Annotated in this window: 3 protein-coding genes; all 3 read left to right on the top strand. The window is 39.7% G+C overall.

Annotation, left to right across the window (positions count from 1 at the left end):
* Nucleotides 1-308, top strand: a 308-nt coding sequence (locus tag F6K20_RS36785; RefSeq protein WP_287298160.1) for a polysaccharide pyruvyl transferase family protein, incomplete at its 5' end; no start/stop codon positions are given.
* Between the two features lie 116 nt (nt 309-424).
* A complete protein-coding gene (locus F6K20_RS36780) occupies nt 425-1,405 on the top strand; it encodes a beta-1,6-N-acetylglucosaminyltransferase (protein ID WP_287298158.1) in 981 nt (326 codons plus the stop codon).
* 87 nt (nt 1,406-1,492) lie between these two features.
* Nucleotides 1,493-1,829: glycosyltransferase (locus F6K20_RS36775; protein WP_287298156.1), on the top strand; the 337-nt coding region annotated here is incomplete at its 3' end.

Genomic DNA, 1,829 nt, shown 5'->3' with positions numbered 1-1,829 from the left:
CGCCGCACTTTAAAATAACCCATAACTCCCAAATTAATCTAGCATCTTGGGGACTGATGCATAGCGGCATCTATCAATTCAAAAGGCATCGTTTAATTATTACTAATCGTTTGCATGGTCATATCCTTAGTACTCTTTTAGAGATTCCTCATATCTTTCTTCCTAACTCTTATTACAAGAATGAAGCATTTTACGAGGCATGGACTTCACAAATTCCCTTCGCCCGGTTTATAAAAGAACGCTCAGAACTTGAACTAGCTGTAGAAGAAATGTTAGAGTCCTATCCTTCAGCAATAGAACTTAATTAATAGATAGCACTTAAGTGGCGGCGTTAATAACACACCCCATAGGTAGAGTTATTGGGTAATACCTAATAGATAAAAGTCGAATAAAATTCGCTAATATTTAAACCTAAGAGTCAATCATGACTAAAATAATTTACCTAATTGCTTCTCATAATAATCCAGACCAAGTTATCAGACTAGTAAAGACACTTAAGACTGGTAACCCTGAGTCCCAGGTCTTAATTCACCATGATCAATCTAAGTCTAGCCTTTCCCCAACGTCTTTTGAGCATATCAACAATGTTCACATCCTTAAAGACTATGTTCCAGTTGTGTGGGGAGATTTTTCTATGGTGGAAATGGAACTTCGCTGCATCAACTGGTTAATAGATAATTCTGTGACATTTGACTGGTTGATATTCCTCTCTGGTCAAGACTATCCCATTCAGCCAATCAGCCAAATTGAGCAGTTCTTGGATAACACCAAATATGACGGATTTATAGAATTTTTTCCGGCAGAAGAACCACCAGAAACGGCTTGGCTATGGGGCAAGGATTTGGGTATAGAGCGCTATTTTTCTCACTTCTATAAGCTGCCAGCTAGTCTAAAGGCTATAGTGTATAAACTATATCGTATAGTCAATTGGCAGCCCCTAGTCCGGATCAGGGCTGGTAAGTTTGGTGCCAGAATAGGAATCCGTTGCGTTTCAACACCTTTCACCCCAGAGTTTAAGTGCTACGCGGGTTCTCAGTGGCACACACTTTCCTATCGCTGTATTGAATATATCCATCAATTTGTTCAGCGTAACCCAGCATTTGTAGAACACTATCGAAACACACTCGTACCAGATGAGTCTTTTATCCAGAGCATCCTACTCAATCAATCGATGCTAAAACTATTCAATGATAACAAACGTTATATATCTTGGACTCCTCCCTATCCAGCTATCATGGGTGTCCAAAATTTTGAGTCAATGATTACTTCTGGTAAGCATTTTGCCCGCAAATTCGATGATAAAGTAGATGCCAAAGTTATCGATATGCTGGACAAATATATTGAAGAAGATCGGGATAATAGGGAATACTATAGCTATAGTTATTCTGATTTCTCTAAGGTTTAAATTAGGATGGCTAGATGAGGTAGTTAAAGACTTCTGCGAAGGATGCACTAGTCAGAGTTTTCGATAATTTTAACAGGATAGCTACTTATGAAACTCTGTATCGTTACCCACAAAGTCATGAAAAATGATGGCCAAGGTCGAGTCAACTATGAAGTCGCCAAAGAAGCCATTCGTCGCGGTCATCACGTCACCTTATTAGCCAGTAATGTCGCCCCAGAACTCCAGCAGAGTAATCAGGTAAACTGGATTTTCATTCCAGTTAAAAGGTGGCCAACAGCACTAATTCGTCATCTGGTCTTTTCCTGGCGGAGTGGCAATTGGTTAAATCAACACCGTAGTGAGCTGAACTTAGTAAAGGTTAACGGATCCATTACCAGAGCTGGCTCAGATGTGAATGCTGTACATTTTGTCCACAGTTCTTGGT

This window comes from Moorena sp. SIO2C4, assembly GCF_010672485.1.
GTDB lineage: Bacteria > Cyanobacteriota > Cyanobacteriia > Cyanobacteriales > Coleofasciculaceae > Moorena > Moorena producens.
The sequence above is the reverse complement of the archived record's forward strand: the minus strand, read 5'-3'. Positions and strand labels throughout refer to the sequence as shown.

Excerpts from the sequence above, each read along its gene's own strand:
- F6K20_RS36780 (WP_287298158.1), top strand. The coding sequence starts at position 425 with ATGACTAAAATAATTTACCTAATTGCTTCTCATAATAATCCAGACCAA.